This window comes from Collibacillus ludicampi, assembly GCF_023705585.1.
Lineage (GTDB): Bacteria > Bacillota > Bacilli > Tumebacillales > BOQE01 > Collibacillus > Collibacillus ludicampi.
This window is the reverse complement of record NZ_BOQE01000001.1, coordinates 2,482,619-2,499,183: the sequence shown is the minus strand read 5'-3', so window position 1 is coordinate 2,499,183 and position 16,565 is coordinate 2,482,619. Positions and strand designations below refer to the sequence as shown.

At 44.6% G+C, this 16,565-nt stretch carries 18 protein-coding genes; 3 read left to right on the top strand and 15 right to left on the bottom strand.

Annotation, left to right across the window (positions count from 1 at the left end; translation table 11 throughout):
• Window positions 1–41: 41 nt before the first annotated feature.
• The 6 genes from speB to DNHGIG_RS12610 form a co-directional block, all read right to left on the bottom strand.
• Entirely contained in the window at window positions 42–1,019 is a 978-nt protein-coding gene (gene speB, locus DNHGIG_RS12635; protein ID WP_282199919.1) for an agmatinase, read from the bottom strand.
• 15 nt (window positions 1,020–1,034) lie between these two features.
• Window positions 1,035–2,369: an aspartate aminotransferase family protein gene (locus DNHGIG_RS12630; protein ID WP_282199918.1), complete on the bottom strand. Its 1,335-nt coding sequence runs from the start codon at window positions 2,367–2,369 to the stop codon at window positions 1,035–1,037.
• A gap of 62 nt (window positions 2,370–2,431) precedes the next feature.
• Window positions 2,432–3,814: a sigma-54 interaction domain-containing protein gene (locus tag DNHGIG_RS12625; protein ID WP_282199917.1), complete on the bottom strand. Its 1,383-nt coding sequence runs from the start codon at window positions 3,812–3,814 to the stop codon at window positions 2,432–2,434.
• A 219-nt stretch (window positions 3,815–4,033) separates the two neighbouring features.
• A complete protein-coding gene (locus DNHGIG_RS12620; RefSeq protein WP_282199916.1) occupies window positions 4,034–4,516 on the bottom strand; it encodes a ferritin-like domain-containing protein in 483 nt (160 codons plus the stop codon).
• 75 nt (window positions 4,517–4,591) lie between these two features.
• Complete coding sequence (locus tag DNHGIG_RS12615; RefSeq protein ID WP_282199915.1) at window positions 4,592–5,389, bottom strand: Cof-type HAD-IIB family hydrolase; 798 nt, start codon at window positions 5,387–5,389, stop codon at window positions 4,592–4,594.
• 88 nt (window positions 5,390–5,477) lie between these two features.
• Window positions 5,478–5,696, bottom strand: a complete 219-nt coding sequence (locus tag DNHGIG_RS12610; protein ID WP_282199914.1) for an alpha/beta-type small acid-soluble spore protein — start codon at window positions 5,694–5,696, stop codon at window positions 5,478–5,480.
• A 216-nt stretch (window positions 5,697–5,912) separates the two neighbouring features.
• On the opposite strand from DNHGIG_RS12610, the gene DNHGIG_RS12605 reads away from it, so the two are divergent.
• The gene (locus DNHGIG_RS12605) at window positions 5,913–6,530 is read left to right on the top strand and encodes an RsfA family transcriptional regulator (RefSeq protein ID WP_282199913.1); all 618 of its coding nucleotides are present in this window, start codon (window positions 5,913–5,915) and stop codon (window positions 6,528–6,530) included.
• Between the two features lie 112 nt (window positions 6,531–6,642).
• On the opposite strand, the gene fabL is transcribed toward DNHGIG_RS12605, so the two are convergent.
• Complete coding sequence (gene fabL, locus DNHGIG_RS12600) at window positions 6,643–7,395, bottom strand: enoyl-[acyl-carrier-protein] reductase FabL (RefSeq protein WP_282201417.1); 753 nt, start codon at window positions 7,393–7,395, stop codon at window positions 6,643–6,645.
• A gap of 176 nt (window positions 7,396–7,571) precedes the next feature.
• Entirely contained in the window at window positions 7,572–8,087 is a 516-nt protein-coding gene (locus DNHGIG_RS12595; RefSeq protein WP_282199912.1) for a DUF402 domain-containing protein, read from the bottom strand.
• Between the two features lie 104 nt (window positions 8,088–8,191).
• Between DNHGIG_RS12595 and DNHGIG_RS12590 the strand changes: the two genes are divergently transcribed.
• On the top strand, window positions 8,192–9,013 hold the full coding sequence (locus DNHGIG_RS12590; protein WP_282199911.1) for a metallophosphoesterase: 822 nt from the start codon (window positions 8,192–8,194) through the stop codon (window positions 9,011–9,013).
• Window positions 9,014–9,153: 140 nt separating this feature from the next.
• The gene (gene fabI / locus DNHGIG_RS12585; RefSeq protein ID WP_282199910.1) at window positions 9,154–9,924 is read left to right on the top strand and encodes an enoyl-ACP reductase FabI; all 771 of its coding nucleotides are present in this window, start codon (window positions 9,154–9,156) and stop codon (window positions 9,922–9,924) included.
• A 181-nt stretch (window positions 9,925–10,105) separates the two neighbouring features.
• Here fabI and DNHGIG_RS12580 read toward each other — a convergent pair whose 3' ends face one another.
• From DNHGIG_RS12580 to DNHGIG_RS12550, 7 genes are all read right to left on the bottom strand, one after another.
• Entirely contained in the window at window positions 10,106–11,320 is a 1,215-nt protein-coding gene (locus DNHGIG_RS12580; protein WP_282199909.1) for a hypothetical protein, read from the bottom strand.
• A 13-nt stretch (window positions 11,321–11,333) separates the two neighbouring features.
• Window positions 11,334–12,167 carry a hypothetical protein gene (locus DNHGIG_RS12575; RefSeq protein ID WP_282199908.1) on the bottom strand — a complete coding sequence of 278 codons (834 nt, stop codon included), beginning with the start codon at window positions 12,165–12,167 and terminating at the stop codon, window positions 11,334–11,336.
• Window positions 12,164–12,853 (bottom strand): ABC transporter ATP-binding protein, encoded by a 690-nt coding sequence (locus DNHGIG_RS12570; RefSeq protein ID WP_282199907.1) that lies wholly within the window; start codon window positions 12,851–12,853, stop codon window positions 12,164–12,166. Before DNHGIG_RS12570 ends, DNHGIG_RS12575 begins: the two co-directional genes overlap by 4 nt.
• Window positions 12,854–12,906: 53 nt before the next feature.
• Complete coding sequence (locus DNHGIG_RS12565) at window positions 12,907–13,284, bottom strand: GntR family transcriptional regulator (RefSeq protein WP_282199906.1); 378 nt, start codon at window positions 13,282–13,284, stop codon at window positions 12,907–12,909.
• 122 nt (window positions 13,285–13,406) lie between these two features.
• A complete protein-coding gene (locus DNHGIG_RS12560) occupies window positions 13,407–14,711 on the bottom strand; it encodes an ABC transporter permease (RefSeq protein ID WP_282199905.1) in 1,305 nt (434 codons plus the stop codon).
• Window positions 14,695–15,396, bottom strand: a complete 702-nt coding sequence (locus DNHGIG_RS12555) for an ABC transporter ATP-binding protein (RefSeq protein WP_282199904.1) — start codon at window positions 15,394–15,396, stop codon at window positions 14,695–14,697. Before DNHGIG_RS12555 ends, DNHGIG_RS12560 begins: the two co-directional genes overlap by 17 nt.
• A 201-nt stretch (window positions 15,397–15,597) precedes the next feature.
• Window positions 15,598–16,425, bottom strand: a complete 828-nt coding sequence (locus tag DNHGIG_RS12550) for a LysR family transcriptional regulator (RefSeq protein ID WP_282199903.1) — start codon at window positions 16,423–16,425, stop codon at window positions 15,598–15,600.
• Between the last annotated feature and the right edge of the window lie 140 nt (window positions 16,426–16,565).

The window sequence follows — 16,565 nt, the reverse complement described above, 5'->3', positions numbered from 1 at the left end:
CTCTAAGTTTTTTAGTCTACCAAAACGTCACATCCTCTTTCTTACGCTTTCACATGGTTCGTCAATATCGCTTGATTCTGATCATCTCGTTTCTTCATCGCGATTAAAGTGATCATTTCATATGCGATTGCCGCCGCGAGTCCGCCGGTTATTTCTCCATGGTCATAATTCGGCAGTACTTCAACCAAATCAAATCCCACGAGATTGAGTCCATGTAGTCCCCGAACCAGTTCGATCGCTTCATAGCTTGTCGGCCCGCACACTTCGGGTGTTCCTGTACCGGGAGCATAAGCCGGATCGACAAAATCGATGTCAAATGAAACGAAGGCAGGACGATCGGCAACACGCAGATGAATACGCCGCAAGACCTCCGCGTAACCGATCTTCCTTACTTCTGACATCGGAATTACTTCGAATCCAAGATCTCTCGCTTCCCTTATATCCTCAGGGCCGTACAGAGGGCCGCGCATACCGATTTGAATGGAATGATCCACGTCTAGCAATCCTTCTTCTACCGCCCGGCGGAACGGAGTTCCATGCATATACTTTTCACCGTAATAGTGGTCCCACGTATCACTGTGCGAATCAAAATGGATTAGGGAAACAGGACCAAATTTTTTGGCAAAAGCCCGTAAATTGCCTAATGAAATCGAATGATCCCCTCCCAGAATGACAGGAGTAATATTTCCCTCTAGAATCTTGGTGAGTTCCCTCTCGATGTTTTCGTATGTCTTATGAATGTTTCCTGGAACCACATCGATATCTCCATAATCAATCCCTGAGCAAAACTGAAAAATCTGAATATCTTGGTCAGGGTTATACGGACGCAGAAGGATGGAAGCATTGCGAATATGTTGCGGACCTCCGCGTTGACCCGTACGGTTGGTCGCACCCGTATCAAAAGGGACACCGATGACGACAAAGTCTACATCTTGTGTTGTCTGAATGTGTTCTAACCGCATAAATGTTCGTACACCGCAGAAACGTGGAGATTTTGAAGCATCTTTTGGTTGATACATGTTTCCTCTTCCTCCTCAGCAGGTAATACGAGTAGTACCTGTAATACCGACTTCCGCTTCGTACTCTTTGAGAGCCTCGTCGAGGATGTGAAGCCCCTCGTCGATTTGTTCTTTGCTCACGGTTAATGGTGGAATCATACGTATGACTTCTCCACGATTGCCACACAAATAGAAGAGAACCCCCTTCTCCAAACATTTATTTAAAATGTTTAACAACCCTTTTCCGTTCGGTTCTCCGGTGTAAGGATCAACAATTTCAATTCCAATCATCAGTCCTATTGAGCGAACATCACCGATGGTAGGATGTTTTCTCTTGATATCCTCCAATTGATTGCGGGCATATCGTCCCATGTTTCTTGCATTTTCGATCAGTCGCTCTTCTTTTATTACCTGAATCGTTGCCAAAGCGGCTGAACACGCCAGCGGATTTCCTCCAAAAGTCGTACCGTGGCTGCCAAGCGGCCAGCGTTTCATCAATTCTTTTGAAGAGACTGTGGCACTGAGTGGCAGTCCTGATGCGATTCCCTTGGCGATCGCCATAATATCCGGAGTAACGCCGAATGTTTGTGCGGCAAACCAGTCTCCAGTTCTCCCGAAGCCCGTTTGTACCTCATCAAAGATCAGTAAAATATCATACCGATCACAAATCTCTCTCACTTTCTTCAACCATTCCCTTGGCGGAACGATATATCCCCCTTCTCCCTGAACAGGTTCAAGGATCATGCAAGCCACTTCTTCCGGAGTCACCTGATGATTGAACAGAGCTGTTAGATCTTTTTCTAACTTCTGTGCACAATATTGTTCAGGACTCTGCCCCGGGGGACATTCTCTTGGATTGGCATAGGGAATTTGATACGTTAAACCTCCCGGCTGCAGAAATCTCCTGTATTTGCTCTTGGAGGTACTCACGCTCAGCGCTCCCATCGACCGACCGTGAAAACAACCGGTAAATGATAGGACATAGGGTCTTCTCGTCACATGCTTGGCTAATTTGATCGCCCCTTCCACAGCTTCTGTACCGCTATTTGCGAAAAAGAAACAGTCTAACCCCTTGGGCATGATAGTGACCAGTTCCTCCGCCAATCGAAGAATGGAATCATACATAACGACTCCGGATGGACCGTGCAGCAACTGGTCGGTCGCTTGTTTGATGGCTTCGACTACCTTTGGATGACGATGACCTGTATTCGTCACAGCGATTCCGGAGGTAAAATCCAGATACTTCCGTCCATCCACCCCGTAATAATAGCAACCTTCCGCTTTCACGACCGGAAGGTTCGGATGATCTTTCGCCATACTCGGCGCCAGAAGCTCTGGCATGCGCTTCATTAAGTGCTCCCAGTTATCCACCTAGCATCAACCTTTCTTTCCCGTTTGTTCACCCCAATACTATTGCAAATCACATGCCAAATTCATTTTATTTTATGTTTTTTCATTTTTCTGACCACAGATGGCTGGCTAATCCCTAGGGCTTTGGCGATTTCAAACGTAGTTTTATAACGTTTTCTCGCTCTTGTTAGCACCTGTCTTTCCACATTCGCCAAAATCTCAGGCAACGTTCGATGATCTTCTTCCCCAAAGGAAAGTGAATCATAGGGAGCTCTTATATGACTCGGGAGATTTTCGACGGTAATGAGAGATGATGAAGACATCACTACGAGTTGTTCTATCACGTTCATCAATTCACGTACGTTCCCCGTCCATGTATAGTACACGAGCTTTTGTATCACTGCACCGTCGAGAGTTTTCGTACGGTTGTATTTCTCTGAGAAATACTTTAAAAAGTATTCGATCAGCGGTAAGATATCTTCCGGCCGTTCGCGTAGTGGAGGAACGGTGATGGGTACCACATTCAAACGAAAATAGAGATCCTCCCTGAATTTTTTCTCCTTGATGGCTGTAGTAAGATCCTGATTGGTGGCAGCGATTAACCGAAAATCCACTTCGCGTATTTTGGTTCCCCCTACACGATAAAACCGCTTCTCTTGAATAAATTTTAATAGTTTTACCTGGTTTAAGATGGATAATTCACCGATTTCGTCCAAAAATAAAGTCCCTCCCTCTGCCAGCTCAGCCAGTCCGATTTTTCCGTGCCGACTGGCTCCAGTAAAGGCGCCTGCTTCATATCCGAAAAATTCTGCCTCAAATAAGGAATCAGGAATGGCTCCACAGTTCACCTCAATAAAGGGTCCCTTACACCGAGGACTTCTATTATGGATGAACTTGGCCAGATGTGATTTTCCAACGCCCGACTCTCCTAATAAGAGGACATTGACATCCACTTCCGCAACCCGAGTCGAGACATCAAGCACTTTCTTCATCGAAGCACTGTTAGCGATGATTCCGTCTGCAAATGCATGTTTATCCCGAAGCATAATTAACTCACTCTTCACTCGTTCCATATCTTCCTCCATTGCGCGCAAATATTCCTTCAAATTCATCAGTTCTGTTATATCGTGAGAATAGCTCACAATCCGAACCAATTCTCCCTGAGGATTGAAGACCGGAATGCCGGTAACAATCAGCTTTTTTCCTCTTTTCGTCGTCTGGATACATGTCACTTTCTTTTTTTCTTTTAATACCATGGGCGTAACAATGGGAGTGAAGAGTCCTTCTTTTTCCAGTTCATAGACCGATTTTCCGATAAGTTCGTCCGTTTCGACCCCGTAAATCTTCCCGGTCGTTTCACTTGTTCTTAATATAACCCCGTCCACGTTCGTCACCATTATGTCATCTTGTAAAGAATGGAGAATCGCTTCTGCTTCATTCCATTCCTTTTCTGGATGTACAGTCATATTTTCCATAACCCTCCTTTTATTTATTTCTGAATTGTCACCCTCTTTAATCATTCTACATGCTTAATAAAATCTGTGCAGCACGCAAGAATACAATTTTGTATTAAAAATTCATTTTTGAATTGCATATCTGCCCAAAATAAATGGGCCATCCCTCCCCATCACAGGTTTCAAGGATGCCCCTTCGTAGAATATGAATAAACGGTTCATATCATCGTCTTATGTCCGTTCCGCACGTATATAGGTAAAACGCTGGGCATGTTCCACTTCGTCACTCCAAATCTCAAACAAATAATCGCGCAATGCATATGCTTCCCCAGAAACCAGGAGCATCATCTCTCTGTAGGTTTCTTGGGCTTCTAATTCATCAAGGAATGCCTTTTTCACACCTTCCGTAAACTCGCGCACCTCAGGTGCACGAACATGGGGCAATTCTGGATCTCTTCCTTCCAAATTGCGATACACTTGTAACAACATTTGTTCATGTTTCCGTTCATCGACAAATGCGTGTTGAATCATCGAGCGTTCGAAAGGCGTGATGGCAAACTGAAACAACTCACCATAAAATTGTTGAGCCATTCGCTCATCACGTATGGATTCGTTCAATAAAGATAGAAACCGTTCATTATTTTTAATGTATTTTTTCCAAGACGTGACGTCTGGAGTTCTGTATGGATACGCATAACCGAAATAGGGATACATGGAGTCACACTCCCCCCGTAAAAAGGTCTCTCCATAGGCTATTCACGGAAAGAGAGCGTGGTCACCGACCTCATCTTACAAGATCAACTTTTCCAGAAAAGCTGCGACACCATCCTGTTCATTCGTCTCCGTTACATCATCCGCCCTTTTTTTCAATTCATCCGGTGCATTCCCCATTGCGACTCCAAGTCCCGCCCATTCGATCATTTCCAGATCATTTGCCGAGTCGCCGAAAGCGATCACCTGCTCTCGCGTAATTCCCATGATTTGGGCGATATGTGACAAACCGGTAACTTTCGATATGCCGGACCGTTTCACCTCGATCACTTGAAAATAGTCGCCCCAATAACGCAATTCCACATCCTTACCAAAACGCTGTCCTACCTGCTGCATAAAGGGGTGAACGTACTCAAGGGGCGTTCGAACCAACAAAACGGTCGGATGATCCGACAATTGCTCTTCAATGGAACCTATTGCGGCAGGGGTATCCCCATATGAAAGAAAATCAGTGATTTCATCCCTCTTCCATACATAAAATTTATCCTTGATTTCCATCATAATATTATGTACCCGAAATCGACGGCACTCTTCCAGAAGCTCGAGTGTCTTCAATCGGTCAAGAGGTACATGATAGTGAAAATCAGGCTTATTTTCATGATGAACAAACGCTCCGTTAAACGTGACGATCGGTCCGTCCAAGCCGAGTTCCCGATGATATGTAATACTCGATCGCGGGGGCCTTCCCGTCGCAATGACGACTTCATACCCGGAAGCGCGCGCATCCCGCAGCGCCCGCTTGGTACGGTCGGAAATCTTCTGTTGCGAATCCAAAGCCGTCCCGTCGAGATCAATAGCGATGAGCCCTTTTGCCATATCGAATCCCTTCTGTCTTTTTGCGATGATTATACAATGAAAGGTCCTCTGCAACCAGAGGACCTTTCACCTTTATATCGTATTTCTATTAACGGCTTTGACCAGAGAGTTGTTGTTCAGCCAGTGCTACCAGTTTACGAGTAATGTTACCCCCGATTGCCCCGGTATCACGGGTTGTCATGGTACCCCAATAACCGTCTTCCGGTGGCTGAATCCCCAATTCTTGAGCGACTTCATACTTCAGTTGATCTAACGCGCGAGATGCCTCACGTACTACAGGAGTGTTACGCTTTTGACCAAGTGCCATTTTGCATTCTCCTTTCTTATAGTGGGTTGATATGAAGTTGTATGACTAGTATCACCGCGCCGTAAATAATAATGCGATGAAATGTTTGGAAATAGTAACAGAATAGTTACATATCATCATAGGTATAAGATAGATCATATTTTCGCAGTGAATGTATCAATCTCCCAATTTAGGGACATACAGATAGTATGGAAATTTAGTTTGGAGGGAATTTACATGGAAACGATTGAACGTTGGACAACACGCTCAGATGCATGGACAGCCGAAGATGATAACAAACTGGCTGAAATTGTGCTTCGACATATTCGAGAGGGCAGTACACAACTCAATGCCTTCGTGGAAGCGGCTAGTCTGTTGGGCCGAACACCTGCCGCCTGCGGGTATCGGTGGAACGGTGTGGTGCGAAGATATTACGAAAATGAAATCAAACAGGCGAAACAAGAAAAGAAACAACGCATTCAAATGAACAGCCACGTACCGCGCCGACGCGTGTGGCCGCAAGAGCTGGAAGATTCTTCGTTGGACGGTATTATCCGCGCTTTGAAACAACATGAACGTACTTACCACAATCTAGTGGAGCAAAATCGCGAACTTGAAAATAAAGTGCAAGAACTCGAACAGACGATCCACCATCTCAACGAACAAATCGAAAAATACCGTTCATCATCCAATTCTTCCTTTCTTGCGGAAGCGGAACAACTCAACGAAGATTCAAAAACGTTGTTGGCGATCATGAAAAGGGCCCGCCATCTATTAAATCTTGAAGAACTTGACGATGAAAAAAGTCGATATCGCTCCGAAAAAAACGGAAACTTGGAACGAGTGAATGAATAGATACAAGCCACCCCGTAACTTTGGGGTGGCTTGTATCTATTCGGTTCTATGCCGATAGCATAGCCTCTTCAAGCAATTTTATTCAACGAACGCTGACGTTTTTCCATAAACATTATGCGAGCGGCAATGATTCTCCCCCATCGACAACCAATGTATGGCCGCGAATCATGTTCGCTTCTTCCGTGCATAAAAATCCCACGGCGTGTGCCAGATCTTCCGGGGTGACCAAACGGCCTGCCGGGGAATGTGCCAACGCATTGGCGAGAAGTTCTTCGCGATTGGGAAAATGGGTGAGTGCATCCGTATCGACAGCACCGCCACATACCGCATTGACGATGATATTTTTGGGTGAAAGTTCAACTGCCAAATAGCGCGTCAAGGATTCGAGAGCCGCTTTTGATGTCCCGACCATCGTGTAATTCTTGATGACCCTTACGGAACCTTGACTGGTAAGAGAAATGATTTTTCCCCCACCTCTCGCTTCCATTAAAGGAACCGCATGCTTGGCCAAAAAGAGTAACGCTTTGGCGTTGATATCCATCGTCCAGTCCCAATGCTTTTCTTCCAATTCCATCGCTGGGGCCAGCACGCCTGACGCCGCGTTGGAAATCAGGATATCCAACCCGCCGAACACTTCGCGAATCTCCGAAAACATTCCCTCATGTTTTGTGATGTCGCCGACATTGGCTTTGATCAAATGGCAGCGGACACCCATAGATTCTACCATCTCTTTTGTTTCTTCCGCAGGTTTGCGATTGCGGAAAAAGTTGATCGCGAGATCCGCTCCCATACTGGCCAGTTTGAGGGAAATCGCACGGCCGATGCCCCGAGATCCGCCGGTGACGAGAGCGACTTTTCCTTGCAAAGGTTTCATCGTGAGTCCTCCATTCAACAACGTATTGATGACAGCCGTATCATTGTAGCGTATACATTCAACGTACTTCAACTCGCCACTCCTCTTCAACTCGATACACCCTTCTTCTCATAAGCTGCCGCCAAATTCCTTTCTTGGTTTTAAAAATGTCTGCAGCCAGTCGTTTGCTATATTCTAGATTTCCCCAGAGTGAAAAGGGTTTCTCGATATGCGCGAGTGAACGGCTCCCGATTCTGCTCCAACAATGAAAGCAGTTCCGTTAACCCCTCATTCACTTTGCTTCGCACGTCCGGTGGATACGCGAATTTCTTCACATGTTCATTGTACTCTTCGCGATCCACCACTTGATACGAACCGTCCATTTCTACAATTACATCGAGATCATAATCCACAAATTCATAACGGTTTTCCTTCTCATAAAAGATTGGCGGTGATGCGATATTGCAGTAATAACCCGTTCCGTCTTTTTTACATAAAATAATCACATTAAACCATGCGTCGGGATGAAACCAAAGAAAGACGGGAAAAGGACTTGACCATTCTCGTCCGTCCGCTTCCACTACATGTTCACCCGAGTCTACACGAACAACCAGCGGCTTCTTGCAAACCACCGGTCCTTTTTTCCACAGTCGATGTGCAGACCCGTCATGCTTTACAGATACCACTGTTACGAAATCATGCACGTAAGTCTCCTCCAATTCATTCCCAATAATTTTATAATGAAACCCTTATAGATATCAAAGTAAGATAGGATCAGTTGACATCATTCGAGTACGGTGGTGAGGAGATGTTTTATTTCTTGATCGTGTCGGGAGCGATCGCGTTGCTTTTACTCTATAGTTACAGAAACACGTTTCGCCCGATTCTTCGTGAAGTGGATATTCATATCCGTGGTAAGGATGGGAAAATCGATGATCTCCGTGTTTTGCAACTTTCAGATTTGCACATGGAACGGATTTCGATTACACCTGACCGCCTCAAAGAATTGATCCTTCCTACGCACCCTGATCTCGTTGTATTAACAGGTGATTATCTCGATCGTTACCATAATATTAAAAAGCTTATAAAATATTTACAAAAGATTCAAGAAGTGAAACCTCGCTTCGGCGTTTACTGTGTATTCGGCAACCATGATCACTATTTGGGAGAGCGGATTGATGACTTGCAAGCAGCTATTGAATCGACCGCTTGCAAAGTACTCAGAAACGAATCGATAACCATTGATATAGACGGTACACCGTTGAACCTTATCGGAATCGATGATTACTGCCTCGGCAAGAGCGATATCCCCCGTTCATTCGAAAATGTACCAAAAAAAGGCATCAATCTCGTGCTCGCACATGATCCGAACACAATCTTAGATCTTGAAGAGCATCATGAAGTCGATTATATGCTTTCCGGTCACCTGCACGGCGGCCAATTCAATATTCCATTCGCTTTTAAACTGTGCCCGATGGGAGAACTTCCGAAATACAAGATCATCAAAGGACTCCATCGAGTCAATGGACGGACGATCTATATCTCAGAGGGATTGGGGCAGTCTGGACTGAATGTGCGGCTGAATTCCCGCCCCGAGATCACTGTACATCGCCTGCGCGTGAGTGCGTAGACAGAGAAACCACCTGTTCGATTAAGCGGATCGGTGGTTTCTTTTGTTTGATCGCTTTAGACGGATTCCCACACTTGTACCATTGGTGGTTTCTATGAGACAATAGATGTAGATTCAGGAAAGGAGTGGACAACTCATCTATGCAAAAAGTATTGAGCGGCAAAAATATCTTGATTATGGGTGTGGCGAACGAGAGAAGCATCGCCTGGGGCATTGCCAAAGCCCTTCACGGTGCTGGAGCGCGTCTCGCGTTTACATATCAAGGTGAGAAAATCGAACGGCGTATCAAAGAACTGGTGAAAGATATCCCGAACGCGATCACCATACCTTGCGATGTAACCAAAGATGAAGAAATCGAACAAGCGTTTTCGACATTGGAAAAAGAATTTGGCACGCTGCACGGTTTGGTGCATTCCCTCGCTTTTGCCAATAAAGAAGATCTGTCGGGAAAATTCGTCGATACTTCCCGTGACGGGTATGCGTTGGCACAAGACATCTCTGCATATTCCCTCGTCGCGGTTGCACGCAAGGCTCGCCCGTTGATGAAAGAAGGCGGGTCCATTCTTACGATGACATATCTCGGGGGCGAGAGAGTCGTTCCCGGTTATAACATGATGGGAGTCGCCAAGGCTTCTCTAGATGCATGCGTAAAATACCTTGCCAATGATCTGGGACCCGAAAACATTCGCGTGAACGCCATTTCTGCGGGACCGATTATGACCTTGGCAGCGCGGGGGATTCGCGATTTCACCAATATGTTGCACATCGTTGAAGAAAAAGCTCCGTTGCGACGGGGTGTGACACCTGAGGAAGTGGGCAACACCGCACTGTTTCTCATTTCCGATCTTTCCTCTGGAATCACAGGAGAGATCATTCATGTAGACGCCGGTTACAACATTCTTGGATTGTAATCAAATACCTCTTAAAGGAGTCGCAGAAGTCTTGAGTGAATAAACTCCTTTAAGGGGTGTTTATATGTGTTTAAAATTGCACGCATAGGAATCACATCCCCCTTGTATTTTAATCCTGAATCAAAAAGAACCTTCAAAACCACTAGAAAAGCGGAATGAAGGTTCTTTCAGTTATTCCTCTTTACTTGAGGGATAGGGTTAATATCTGCAGATTCCCCAAATCTTTATCGTCTTTCCGGGATACGACTCCCTGATAGACAATCCTCCCGGTGTTCAGCTCAGCAATCACCACCGTAGGTACAGCTAAACGATCCTTATTTGTGGTAACCAACATGTACAATCGGTTATTCTCGATTTTTGAAAAACTAACCGCTCCCTTATTCACTTGAATATCCTTAAACGCGATTGTAAGATCGCTGCTGATCTTCTGATCAGCCAGATTATATCGGATTACTCGCAGTCCCTTCGGGTTATCCTTGGATATCAAGAACAGATCGTCCCCAGTCTGATTGATCTCAAGCGCAGATGTTTCTTTTAAAAGCTCATCTATTGAGTCACTTTCGATTTTCGACAGCTTGCCTCTCTTTATGTCATAAACAAGCAGTTCCCTAGTATCCTCAGTTTTTGAGGATTCCGACGATTCTGTAGTCGATCCTATTTTGTGATGATTCACTTGAAAAACGGTATAGTCACTTTGTTGTTTCAAATCATTCGTTTCACTGACTTCACGTATATCATCCAAACTGTTTGCGTCCGAAGAACGAGAAGGTAAAATTGTCTGATCCGTCATCAAATTCTTCTTGTCCAGATCTAATGTATACAGATGAACTTCCGTATGCCCATTCTTAACATAATTAAACGTAAACAGTTTCATAGTCTGCCCGCTTATGTGTACATTATACAAGTGAATAAAACTGTATACATTCCTCTTCGGCACACGAACCTCAAAGGATGAACTGTCTTTCTGCTTCTTGTCGTAGAGAGAGACTTTGATGATGAAGTCTGGTTGCCCTTTCCAAAAGTCGGGTGGTGAATCGATATTCGCGTACCCGATTACGCGATCATCTATGTAGAAAGCATTCGGGTAACGTTTACCCCTCATGAATTGAGGATATTCTTTTGCCAAATCCTTAAGCCCATTCGAGTCATAGTAATCAGAGTCCAATGACTTCCAAAAAGACTGTTCGCTTTGATATTCACTCCCCTTCGTACTGATGGAGACCGTATCAGACTTATAACGAGCTTGAAGTAAGACTCTTGAAGCTTCTTGCTCATTTCCTTCCTTCGCTTTAAGAAAAAATTCTGGATGATTGCTGCCGGATGCATCTGTGTAAAAAGTGCCTATGCACAGAACAATAAGGGGAATAAGCACGGCCAGTTTCCAATAACGTTTCACTCGTTACTCCTCCTCAGACGGTTATCTTTTTTCGCAGCAAGTAAAAACTGAACCACAGTGAACTGCAGATAATCAAGAGTCCGGCAGCTATCTCCATCATGACAATTTCACTGGGATAAAAGAAATCCGGATACCATTCTACTGAAATCAATATTGGAAGAAACAATACAAAGCCCACTGTAACTCCATAAATGACGCCTGCCAACATTCCTTTGAGTTTAAAGCTTCGTTCCAGCAAAATCGCCGTAAAAACAACAATCACTCCCATCAAACCTGCACCGTAATAAAGGATAAATTGAATAAAATACTGTGGGATGAGAATATTCATCAACGGGTGATCTCTTATCAGTTGTGCAACGGATACGCTATCTCTTAATTCACTAGGAATTATATAATTGAACAACTGAATTTCCGGTATAAGAATCAGCAGTTGAAAAGCAACCAGTCCCAAAACAAACAGGAAAATAGCGCTGGTCTTGGCCAAGTAAACATTCATCCTTGATGTTGGAAGCATGAGGAGCCGATAGATGAAGGTACTCTTCCCGAACCATTCTCGATACCAAATCAGGAAAACATACAACAAGAGCGTTGCAATACACAGGGCGATAGGCGCGACAAACCAAAAGGATTTGCTGAAGCTTTCAAAGCTGGCTGTTTCAAAATGAGTTGCATATTCGGCTTCTGATAAAGAACTATCTTGAATAGTAGCATGAACCCGGTTCATGAAAGCATTGGCATATAGAAAAATACCGGTAAACTGTGAAAGCAGGGTCACAAGCCATAATACGCCATAGAATTTTGCAAACCGATTCATTTCCCAATTAAGAAGCTTCCAATAACGGTTCAATTCTGATACACCTCTCTCATAACATCTAAGACAGACTTACCTTCATTCAAACGCACGTCCTCAATGTTAAATTCCTTTAGTACCCGACCGTGGTCGAGCATGACGACCTTATCGATCAAATGTTCGATATCATGAATCTCGTGCGTGGTAATGATGACACCACGATCCTCAATCAAATGACTAGTAAACACATTGGCGATTTGCTCTCTGCTGAAAACATCGATCCCAGAAAAAGGTTCGTCCATGAGTAAATAATCCGCATTAATAGACAAACCGAGCAGTAAATTGGCTTTTGCTGCATTCCCTTTGGATAAATCTCCGATCCGATCCCTTTCTCTTAGCTTGAAAAAGGATAATAACTCCTGCGCACGCTTCCCGTTCCAATTCGAATAGAAATCCTGCATGAATTGCATCGCTTCCCCAATTCTCATTTGGGAAGGCATCGTCAGGGTATCCGGAATGAAGACGACTTTCTCGTACATCCGCTGATCGACCGGCTGACCGTCGATCAGAATTTGACCGCTATTCACCGGAGTGAGTCCCATGATCGCTTTCATGAGAGTGGACTTGCCCACCCCATTAATGCCGACCAAGCAAGTGATTTGGCCTTTCTCTGCAGTGAACGAGACTTCGTCCAGCACTCTTTTTCTTCCGTATCTCTTACTGACCCGATTCACTTCGATCATACAGCGACCTCCTTAGAGTTTTGCACCTGCAAAACCTTCTTCGTAAGCATGAACTACTCTTTGGCACGTTCCAATTCATATTTTTCTTTCACAAGGTGAAGCAGTTCATCTAAGGGCACCTCAATTTTCTTGACAGATTCTACAAATGCGTCAACTGCTTCCCGAATAAGTTCCTCCCGTACCGATTTCAGAATCCGTTCATCTTCCGTAATCCGACTGGGGGAATTCCCTTCCGTCGTAATCAACTTCTGCTCCTCCATTTCCTTGTAAGCCCGTTGTACCGTATTGGGATTAATCTTGAGAAGGCCTGCCAATTCCCTGCGGGATGGAATCTCTTGGCCTGCTGCCAATTTGCCTGATGCGATCTCTTCTTTAAAATACCGGACAACCTGCAGATATACCGGCTCGCGGTTGTTAAACGAAACGTTCATTTACCCATCTCCTAAGTCCCTTTCTTACCAAGTCTGATCCAGCAACACGGTGTATGTACTAAATAGTTCATACACTTTAAGTGTACTATATCCTTAATACACATATTCTGTCAAGATTCTTGTTAGATATCCCGCCGCAGCGCTTTCAATACATCGACCTCAGTGGCTCTTTTCGCCGGCCGCACTCCTGACAGAATGGCGACACCAACGGAGATACTGACTGACACCAGAACGAGTGAGAGCGGTATATAAGAAACGACGAAGCCCTTCATTTCTCCTGTGCCCATAAAATGTCTCATAATCACAGGCACAAGTTGATTGGCAAGAAAACCGATGACATAAGCGGCCGTAACCCCGATAAAGGCTCCAAACAATCCAATGAAACTGCTTTCCAGCAAAAAGACGGAGCGAATCGTTTTGGGGTTGGCCCCTATGGCTTTCATGATGCCGATTTCCTGCGATCTTTCCGTGACCGCCATTGTCATCGTGTTAAAAATTCCGATGGAGGCGATCAGGACCGCAAAGGCTCCGACAAGCACCAACCCGATTTTGACAAACAGAAACACCTTATCGATTTCCTCTAGTTCATCGAGAGGAGAATGGGCATAATATCCCATATCTTTGATATGCCTGGATACTTCTTTTGCGTTTTCGGCTGTATCGACATAGACTTTCACTTCGCTGTAGGTGCCCTTCATGTTTTCGGAGTCAATCTTGCGCATGGGATCATTCATCATTCCAAAAGGTGTTTTGGTGAATGCCTCAATTTGGGTCAACAAATCCGTACCCATGTAAAGATTCGGGTCCAAAATCCATTCGCGGGCAGGCGCCTTCAGAACGCCGACAATCGTCGCCGAAAATTCTCCTTCTTTTACACCATCCGCAAACTGCTGTGTGATTTTTAATTTGATGGTCTTTCCGACGAGTTCTCCCTTGTACCCTGTATCTTTTGATTCGGGGCCCATTTGTTTTGTAAAATCGCTCCCTACCAGAACTTCACCTGCTCGTTCGGGAAACCGTCCTTTCGCAAGTTCCATTCCCGCTTTTTTCTCTGCTGCAGGGTCGATGACGATTCCCTGGGTCCCGTATTTTTCACCGTCTATCAGCACCTGGAGTCCGTTCTGTATGGTATTTCGCTTTGTAATGACCTTTACATGTTCCAATTTTTCAAGCTTGGCAAGATCCGAATCACGCATTCTCGGGTCCCCTTGGCCCTCCGTTTGTTTCTTGCCGAAAATGTTGATTTCTGTTACGGCTCCCCTTTCGAGCACTTTATCTTTGGCGGTTTTCTGGATTCCGTAACCGACTGAAGCCAAAAGGATCAGGAATGCACACCCCATGGCGGTTGCCAGGATGGTCATGAACATTCGGAGTCCGTTCTTTCTTGCGTTTTGCCTCACAAATCGAAATTTATCCCGTAAACGCATAATTCTCCTCCTGTGCCAGTTTTCCATCTTTAAGAACCAAGGTTCGATGACCGATTTTTGCGACATTTTGATCATGGGTGATGATTAAAAACGTAATTCCCTTGTCCCTGTTAAGAGATTGAATAAGATTCAACAAATCCGCTTCCGTTTCGCTATCAAGACTTCCTGTCGGCTCATCAGCCAAAAGCAAGGGAGGATTCATCACGAGTGCTCTCGCAATACTGATTCGCTGCTGCTGCCCTCCAGATAATTCACTGGGGTAATAATCCAAGAAATCTTCCAATCCAACCTGTGTGAACATTTGATGGACACGAGACTGCCGCTCTTTTTCTGGCACTCCTTTTAATACCAGCGGGAGCTCCACATTCTTAAATGCGGTCATGGAGGGAATCAGCTGAAAGTTCTGGAAGATAAACCCGATGTTTTGCAAGCGAAAATCGGCCCACTGTTTTTCCGAAAATTTCTCGACCGGCGTGCCGTTAATTTCAATACGACCTTTTGTAGGATGCAGATAACCGCTCAGCAAATGTAACAGGGTTGATTTCCCGGAACCGCTGCGGCCGACCAGAGTCACAATCTCCCCTTTTTTCACATCCAGGGAGATTTCTTTGAGAACAGGGATTTGTTTTTCCTTTCCTCTTTTCCCGATACGGAATTCAAATGATAAATCTCGGACTTTGATCAAATTTTGTTTCCTCCTTACTTTCCATGCCTTATGCAGTTTGTGATGAAAACCAAAACAATCCAGATTTAAAGTGTATGTACTAAGTAGTTCATACACTTTAAGTGTACTATATCCTTAATACACATATTTTGTCAACGGGTTTTCGATACGTTCAATTCATGACTATCATCTCCTTTAACTTGAGGATCGAGTAATTCTGCGTCATGACTGAGTAGATGGAGATTCAACCGATGTTGATATAAATTCATATAATTGCGATCCAAGTTTACGACTACGGGTAGCTATAGAAATCGATCTATTCCTACCAAAATTAGTAATTGGGAGAGCGAACAACGGGAGATGACCGATATGCTTAGCCATCAATTCAGGGATAATCGTTATCCCCATTCCAGCCGCTACTGCTCCAAGGATAAAGTCACCAAAAGCTACCTCACTGATGATGTTAGGCTTGTGACCCAGCGATTCCATCTGTTCGATAATATGCTTCCTTGTATCGCAAGGGGCTTGATGAACGATCAGTGGTTCTTCGCACAATTCGGCAAGCTCAACAGATTTTCGCGAACGAAAACGATGGTGTAAAGGAAACACCGCATAATATGACTCCGTAAACAATTCACAACTCCACAACGACTCCCGGATATACAATGTATCAATAAAGACTGCATCGAGTCTTCCTTCCAGCAATGATTGTATGAGTTCCCCCGAAGTGTTTTGAATCATTAATGTCATGGGGCGATCTAATAGCCGAAGTCCTTTGATCCTCTGAGGTAAATAATAAGTTGCCAGACTAGGCAGACTCCCTATAGCTATTGGAGTAGTTCGGCGAAATTGTCTTAACTCTTGGCGAATCGCGCTAAGTTCAGCGAGGATAGGCACAATTCGATTGTAAAAACGTTCGCCAGCCTCCGTCAGTTCAATACCGGTAGACGTTCTATAAAACAATACAATATCAAGATCATGTTCCAGATTACGTATATGTTTGCTTAATGCTGGTTGGGAAAGATTGCGTGCTTTAGCGGCTTTAGACAAGCTTTTTTGCTGAGCGGCTTCAACAAAACTGCAACCACTCTACATTCATCTGTTTCACTCCAATCGGTATAATCAATTGTTATACCCTTCTAACATAACGATAGTTCCGTTTGTCTTAACATTCTGGTAATCTTTCAAAT

What these genes read in the sequence shown, in the direction of transcription:
- speB (WP_282199919.1), bottom strand. Translation starts at nt 1,019, where the DNA reads ATGTATCAACCAAAAGATGCTTCAAAATCTCCACGTTTCTGCGGTGTA.
- DNHGIG_RS12625 (WP_282199917.1), bottom strand. Translation starts at nt 3,814, where the DNA reads ATGACTGTACATCCAGAAAAGGAATGGAATGAAGCAGAAGCGATTCTC.
- DNHGIG_RS12620 (WP_282199916.1), bottom strand. Translation starts at nt 4,516, where the DNA reads ATGTATCCCTATTTCGGTTATGCGTATCCATACAGAACTCCAGACGTC.
- DNHGIG_RS12615 (WP_282199915.1), bottom strand. Translation starts at nt 5,389, where the DNA reads ATGGCAAAAGGGCTCATCGCTATTGATCTCGACGGGACGGCTTTGGAT.
- DNHGIG_RS12610 (WP_282199914.1), bottom strand. Translation starts at nt 5,696, where the DNA reads ATGGCACTTGGTCAAAAGCGTAACACTCCTGTAGTACGTGAGGCATCT.
- DNHGIG_RS12605 (WP_282199913.1), top strand. Translation starts at nt 5,913, where the DNA reads ATGGAAACGATTGAACGTTGGACAACACGCTCAGATGCATGGACAGCC.
- DNHGIG_RS12590 (WP_282199911.1), top strand. Translation starts at nt 8,192, where the DNA reads ATGTTTTATTTCTTGATCGTGTCGGGAGCGATCGCGTTGCTTTTACTC.
- fabI (WP_282199910.1), top strand. Translation starts at nt 9,154, where the DNA reads ATGCAAAAAGTATTGAGCGGCAAAAATATCTTGATTATGGGTGTGGCG.
- DNHGIG_RS12570 (WP_282199907.1), bottom strand. Translation starts at nt 12,853, where the DNA reads ATGATCGAAGTGAATCGGGTCAGTAAGAGATACGGAAGAAAAAGAGTG.
- DNHGIG_RS12565 (WP_282199906.1), bottom strand. Translation starts at nt 13,284, where the DNA reads ATGAACGTTTCGTTTAACAACCGCGAGCCGGTATATCTGCAGGTTGTC.
- DNHGIG_RS12560 (WP_282199905.1), bottom strand. Translation starts at nt 14,711, where the DNA reads ATGCGTTTACGGGATAAATTTCGATTTGTGAGGCAAAACGCAAGAAAG.